The 6,714-nt window shown below is 68.8% G+C and carries 4 protein-coding genes and 1 pseudogene; 2 read left to right on the top strand and 3 right to left on the bottom strand.

The genetic code is table 11. The annotated features are described in order from the left end of the window. A pseudogene (locus CSC76_RS14430) lies at positions 1-381 on the bottom strand (hypothetical protein); the annotation flags it as partial. A gap of 446 nt (positions 382-827) precedes the next feature. Between CSC76_RS14430 and CSC76_RS14425 the strand changes: the two are divergent. Next, positions 828-3,035 carry a sensor domain-containing protein gene (locus CSC76_RS14425; RefSeq protein WP_238394992.1) on the top strand — a complete coding sequence of 736 codons (2,208 nt, stop codon included), beginning with the start codon at positions 828-830 and terminating at the stop codon, positions 3,033-3,035. Here the strand turns inward: CSC76_RS14425 and CSC76_RS14420 are convergent. After that, the gene (locus tag CSC76_RS14420; RefSeq protein ID WP_238394990.1) at positions 3,007-3,861 is read right to left on the bottom strand and encodes an NAD-dependent protein deacetylase; all 855 of its coding nucleotides are present in this window, start codon (positions 3,859-3,861) and stop codon (positions 3,007-3,009) included. The genes CSC76_RS14425 and CSC76_RS14420 overlap by 29 nt on opposite strands. Positions 3,862-3,922: 61 nt before the next feature. Next, positions 3,923-4,933, bottom strand: a complete 1,011-nt coding sequence (locus tag CSC76_RS14415) for a LacI family DNA-binding transcriptional regulator (protein WP_162110690.1) — start codon at positions 4,931-4,933, stop codon at positions 3,923-3,925. A 296-nt stretch (positions 4,934-5,229) separates the two neighbouring features. On the opposite strand from CSC76_RS14415, the gene CSC76_RS14410 reads away from it, so the two are divergent. Continuing rightward, positions 5,230-6,696 (top strand): glycoside hydrolase family 30 protein, encoded by a 1,467-nt coding sequence (locus CSC76_RS14410; RefSeq protein WP_425500879.1) that lies wholly within the window; start codon positions 5,230-5,232, stop codon positions 6,694-6,696. The last annotated feature ends 18 nt before the right edge of the window (positions 6,697-6,714 follow it).

Genomic DNA, 6,714 nt, shown 5'->3' with positions numbered 1-6,714 from the left:
CGCCTGCAGCGGGCGACGGCATGGCGGCTGCGGCCCCGTCCGCATCACGCGCCTCCTGTTCGCGCACCAGTGCGTCCAGGCCGGCACGCAGCCGCGGCAATGCGGGCGCACGGGATCGATGCGGGCGATCAGTGCCTGCAGACGCGCCGCTTCACGGCCATCACCCCGCGCGATCGCCTGCTCGGCGGCGATCAGCACGTAAGGCTGCAGCTCGGCCAGCGCCGCCCGGGCGCGGACACGTTCCGACGGCTGCGCGCACGCATCCAGGTAGTGCTCGATCGCATTGTCGCCGGCCGGCGCCAGTATCCGGCCCGCCGCCAGCGCGCGCTCGGCGCGTGCGTAAGGTGCGGTCGCGGCAGCGACGACGCCTGCGCCCGCCATCCCGTCCGCCGGCGATGCGCTTCCCTCCACCTCCGCGGGACGGGCTGCGTCCCCGCATGCCGCCAGGCACAGCGCCGCCCCGATCCCCAGTCCGATCCACCTTGCTTTCATGGCCACCCCTGTCATGCGGGCGGCAAGGCTAGGGCGCGTTCATGACGCCGATGCGTCAGGTGTGCGTCCACGCGGCACGCGCTCCCTTTCGGACACTGGACACCGCCCGCCGAGCGTGCAGGCGCCCACGCGCACGAGGACGCGGTGTCCGGTAGCGGCGCTGAAAGCGTTTGCAGCCCACATGGCCACCCCGCGCGCGCTTGAAGTTCAGGTAAAGTGCGGCGATCAGGGGCCGATACCGTTCCGTACAGCCCCGTTTCGGGGGTGGCTGAGCAGAGAACGCCGTGGCGAACCCGGACCATCAGGCAGAAACCGTTCTTGGGGAAGGACCGACCGTGAGGCCCACTGCCATCGCCATGCCGTCGCACTTCGCCGATGACGCTCCCGACGTATCGTGGGTCATCGACCACAGCGACAACGCGGTCGTCGTCTGCGACGAGGCGGCCCGCATCACCTGGATCAACCAGGGGTTCACGCGCATGCTGGGCTATACGCTGGAGGAGGCCGCCGGCCGCAGGCCCAGCGATTTCCTGGCGGGCCCGCATACCGACCCGGAAACGGTCGAATGGGTGCGCGGGCAGTTGAACACGCAGCAGGGCTACCGGACCGAGTTGCTGGTCTACGCCAAGAACGGGGTGCCGCTGTGGATCTCGGCGGTGGTCAACCCGGTATACGACCCCGACCGCAACGTCCGTTACCTGCTGGGCGTCTACACCGACATCACCCACAGCAAGCTGCACGAAGAGCTGCACCGCAAGGTGCTGGGCGCGATCATCCGCGAACAGCCGCTGCAGGACGTGATGACCCTGATCTGCCGCGAAGTGGAAAAGGTGATGCCCGAGGCCGTGGCGTCGGTGATCGGGCTGGACGACTACGGTCGCCTGCGCCCCTTGGCGGCCCCCAGCCTGCCCGAGCAGATCGCCGCCATCATCGACGGCGAGCTGGCCGGCCCCATGGTCGGCGCCTGCGGGTCGGCGGCCTGGAGCGGGCAACCGGTCGAATGCAGCGACATCGAACGCGATCCGCGCTGGCAGGCCTACAACGCGCCCTTCCTGGCGCTGGGGATCCGCGCCTGCTGGTCGAATCCGGTGAAGGGCCACGACGGGCGCGTGCTGGGCACGTTCGCCCTGTACTACTGGGAGAACCGCGCGCCGGACGAGTTCCACCAGCGCGTGGTCGATGTCTGCCTGCACCTGTGCGCCCTGGCCATCGAGCGCGATCGCGCGCGTGCGCGCATGCACCAGCTGTCGTTCTTCGACACCCTGACCGGGTTGCCCAACCGGGCGCTGTTCAACAGCAAGGTGGAACAGATGCTACTGGGCGCCGCGCGCCGCGACAGCGCGGTGGCCCTGCTGTTCATCGACATCGACCGCTTCAAGATCGTCAACGACACCCAGGGCCACTCCGCAGGCGACACCCTGCTGCGCGAACTCGCCAAGCGGCTCGGCGGCGAACTGCGCGAAGGCGACGTGGTGGCGCGCCTGGCCGGCGACGAATTCGTGCTGGCCGTGCCGGACCGCAGCGCGGAGGAAGCCGCCAACCTCGCCGACCGCCTGATGGCGCGGCTTGCCGAACCGGTCATCGCCGGCCGGATGATGCTGACGCCGCAGGCCAGCATCGGGGTGGCCATGTTTCCCGCCGATGGCTGGGACGTCGACTCACTGGTGCGCCACGCCGACATCGCGATGTACCGCGCCAAGTCCGAGGGCGGCGCGCGCATCGTGTTCTACAGCCTGGAGATGAACCAGGCTATGCAGGAGCGCCTGGCGCTGGAGAACGCGCTGCGCGAGGCCGTGCGCAGCGGCCAGTTGCGCCTGCATTACCAGCCTCAGGTGGTACTGGACGACGACGCGCGCCTGCACGGCGTGGAGGCGCTGCTGCGCTGGCGGCACCCGGAGATCGGCGAGATCTCGCCGGCCACCTTCGTGCCGATGGCCGAGGAATGCGGCCTGATCGACGAACTCGGCCGCTGGACGCTGGAGGAGGCCTGCACGCAGATGGCCGACTGGCGCCGTCGCGGCGTACCGGTGCCGCGGGTGTCGGTGAACCTGTCGGCGATCAACTTCGAGCAGCAGGACCTGCCCGCCTTCATCGGCAACGTGCTGGGCAAGTGCGGGCTTTCGCCGGACGAGCTGATGGTGGAGGTGACCGAGAGCGTGATGCTGGCGCAGAAGCCCGAGGTGCTGGCCAACATCGACGCGATCCACCGGATGGGCGTGCACCTGTCGATCGACGATTTCGGCACCGGCTACTCCAGCCTGAGCCACCTGCACCGTCTGCCGATCAGCGAACTGAAGCTGGACATGAGCTTCGTCCGCGACCTGGAGCACAGCGAATCCGCGCGCGCACTGACCACCTCCATCCTGCGCATCGGCGAGAGCCTGTCGCTGAAGGTGGTGGCCGAAGGCGTGGAAAACGCCGCGCAGCGCGCTGTGCTGGCCTCGCTGGACTGCGACCTTCTGCAGGGCTACTACGTCTCGCGCCCGCTGTCGCCGCACTCGCTGGAACGCTGGATCAGCCTGCAGCCGCCGCCGGCGGCATGACGAGCGCCGGCACGTCGGCACCGAGCAGGAAGCGCAGCGCATCCCCGCACGGCGCCGCCATCCGGAACCGCAGCAGGTCGTCGGCACGGGTGCGGCCCAGGTTGACGGCCGCGACCGGGATCTGCGCGCGCACCGCCGCGTGCACGAACCGCAGGCCGGAATAGACCATCAGCGACGAGCCCACCACCAGCATGCCGTCGGCCTGCGCGAGCCGCGCCATCGCGGCGTCGACCCGAGTGCGCGGCACGTTCTCGCCGAAGAACACCACGTCCGGCTTCAGCATCCCGCCGCAGGAGTCGCACGCGGGAACCTGGAACGTGGCGAAATCGCGATCTTCCAGGTCCGCATCGCCGTCGGGCGCCGCGCCGGCCGCCAGGCCGGCCCAGGCCGGGTTCGCCTCCGCCAGCCGCCGCTGGACGTCCGCGCGCGATGACGATGCACCGCACCCGAGGCAGACCACCGCATCCAGACGGCCGTGCAGGTCGATCACGGCGCGGCTCCCCGCGGCCTGGTGCAGGCCATCGACATTCTGCGTCAGCAATTGGCTGCAGCGCCCCTGTGCTTCCAGCGCCGCCAATGCGCGATGCGCCGCATTCGGCTGCGCCTGCGCGATGCGCGGCCAGCCGACCAGGCTGCGTGCCCAGTAGCGCCGGCGGTTGATCCCGTCGCCGAAGAAGGCCTGGTAGGTCCCCGGCGGCGTGCGCTTCCAGGCGCCCTGCTCGTCCCGGTAGTCGGGAATGCCCGACCCGGGGCTGCAGCCGGCCCCGGTCAGCACGAACAGGCGCCTGTGCGCCGAAATGAAGTCTTCGAGCCGGGAGTCGCTCATGACCGCAGCATAGGCCATGCCGCCCTCGGGGTGGCCGCGGCCTGCGCCGCCATCAGGCGCTTCAATGCCTGACGGGCGGCTGCGTCGATTCCCGGAACAGCACCTCGTGTTCGACATGCACCATGCCGCCGGCGTCCGCCGCGCGGATGCGCGCCAGCAACTGCATCGTGGCCAGGCGTCCCATGTCGGAGGTGGGCTGGCGCACCGTGGTCAGCGCCGGATAGATGTGGCGGGCGATCGGCGGGGCGTCGAAGCCGCAGACGGGGATGGCGCGCGGCACCACCAGGCCACGCCCGCACGCGGCGCGGATGACGCCGGCCGCCATGTCGTCGTTGGCGGCGAAGATCGCCGTGGGAGGCCGCTTGAGGTCGAGCAGGCGGTTGCCGGCCTCGATGCCGGACTCGAACGAGAACGCCCCCTGCACCACCAGGTCCTCGTCGTACTCGATCTCTGCCTTTCGCAGCGCCTCACGATAGCCCTTGAAACGCCATTGGCATGCGCCGTGCGCGGGCGGGCCCTTGATGTGGCCGATGCGGCGGTGGCCCTGGGCCACCAGGCCGGCCATCAGCTCACGCACGGCCGCGGTTTCGTCCATCATCACGCCGATGCGACCGTCCGGATGCTTGGGCGCGATGCAGGCGAAGGCCACATGGTTCGCTTCAAGGAATTCCAGCACCACCGGATCGTCCGTCAGGGGCGGAATGAGCACCACGCCGTCCGGCGCGAAGTGCTCGAACCCCACCTTCAGGTCGTCTACCTTGCGCTGGCGCGAGGCCCCCACCGGCGCCAGCACCAGGTTGTAGTGGTTGTCGCGGCAGGCTTCCAGCATGCCGTTCTGGATTTCCATCAGGTAGTTGCGCGACGGGTTGTTGTAGACCAGCGCGATCACATAGGAGCGCTGCCCTGCCAGGCTGCGCGCGGACAGGTTGGGGCGGTACTGCAGCTTCTCGACGACCGCCATCACGCGCTGCCGCATTTCGTCCCGCACGTTGGGCTCGTTGTTCAGCACCCGCGACACGGTCTTCATCGACACGCCAGCGGCAGCGGCCACATCTTCGATCCGACTACGCATGCGCTCCCGCTCCCTTCCCGACCATGCTCCCGGCACGACGCCGGATTCTGACAGCCCCGGCCGCTCCTTGGATACCGCGATCGGGGGCCTGCGACGCCATGTCGATCCTGCTGCAGGGCAGCACGCCCGCACGCCCTGTCCGCCCTGGGCAGGCAAGGCGTCACACTGTCACGCCACCGAACGCGCGTTCCATTGACAGCAAGATGTAGCAGCGGTATGACAGCGCTGTCAACAATGGCGCGGCGAACAAGGCCCACCTGGCCGCTCCGCACACTTCTTCACGAGGCACGCATACGATGCATTCCACCCGCTTGTTCACCGCGGTCGCGCTGGGCGCGACGATGGCCGCCGGCCTGACGCACGCAGATGCCGCACCATCCCAGGAGCGCCCCATGCCGACATCGGCCACCGTGACGATCTACACCACCGCGCAGGACACCGGGCAACGCCTCAGCCAGGCCGGGACCGTCACCCTGAAGGGCGGCCACGTGCTCACCGAAGTGGAGAACTCGGTATTCGTCGATCCCACGCGGCGCTTCCAGTCGCTGCTCGGCATCGGCGGTGCGATCACCGACTCCTCCGCGGAGGTCTACGCCACGCTCGCACCGGACAAGCGCGCCGAGTTCATGCGCGCCTATTACGACAGGGAGGCCGGCATCGGGTATTCACTGGCCCGCACCACGATCCACAGTTCCGACTTCAGCTCGGCCAGCTACACCTATGTGAAGGAAGGCGACAAGGCGCTGGCCTCGTTCTCCATCGCCCACGACCGGCGGGCCCGCCTGCCGATGATCAAGCAGGCCATCGCGGCCGCGGGTGGCGAGCTTCCATTGTTCGCCAGCCCGTGGAGCGCGCCGGCCTTCATGAAGACCACGGGCAACATGCTGCGCGGCGGCGCGCTGCTACCCGAGTACCGGCAGGCATGGGCGAACTACTTCGTCAGATTCATCCAGGCCTACGAAAAGGAAGGCGTGCCGATCTGGGGCATCACCGTGCAGAACGAACCGATGGCCACCCAGACCTGGGAGTCGATGCTGTACACGGCCGAGGAGGAACGCGACTTCCTCAAGGACTACCTCGGCCCGACGATGCACGCCGCCGGCTACGCCGACAAGAAGATCATCGTGTGGGACCACAACCGCGACATGATGCTGTACCGCGCGCAGGTGATCCTGGGCGACCCGGAAGCCGCCAAGTACGCATGGGGACTGGGCTTCCACTGGTACGAGACCTGGGCCGGCTTCGACCCCATGTTCCGCAACGTGGCGGCCGTGACCGAGGCGTTCCCCGACAAACCCGTGCTGCTGACCGAGGCGGCGGTGGAGAAGTTCGACCCCGCGCGCTACCAGCACTGGCCCAACGCCGAACGCTACGGCACCTCGATGATCCACGACCTCAACAACGGCGCCGTGGGCTGGACCGACTGGAACATGCTGCTGGACCAGAAGGGCGGCCCCAACCATGTGGGCAACTACTGCTTCGCACCGCTGCATGCCGATACGCGCACCGGCGAGCTGATCTACACGCCCAGCTACTACTACATCGGCCACTTCTCGAAGTTCATCCGGCCCCAGGCGCGCCGCGTCAGCACCGCCACCAGCCGCAGCACCCTGCTGGCCACGTCTTTCGTGAATCCCGACGGTCGTCTGGCGACGGTGGTGATGAATCCCACCGACAAGGAGATCGCCTACAACTTCTACGTGGGCCAGGCCTCGGCCGTGGTCACCATCCCGGCGCGCGCGATCCAGACGCTGGTGAACTGATCCGATGCGACGGGCGTC

The sequence above is a fragment of the Pseudoxanthomonas mexicana genome (assembly GCF_010093385.1).
Lineage (GTDB): Bacteria > Pseudomonadota > Gammaproteobacteria > Xanthomonadales > Xanthomonadaceae > Pseudoxanthomonas_A > Pseudoxanthomonas_A mexicana.
Note: the sequence above shows the minus strand (reverse complement) of the source record. Positions and strands in the feature narration are given on the sequence as shown.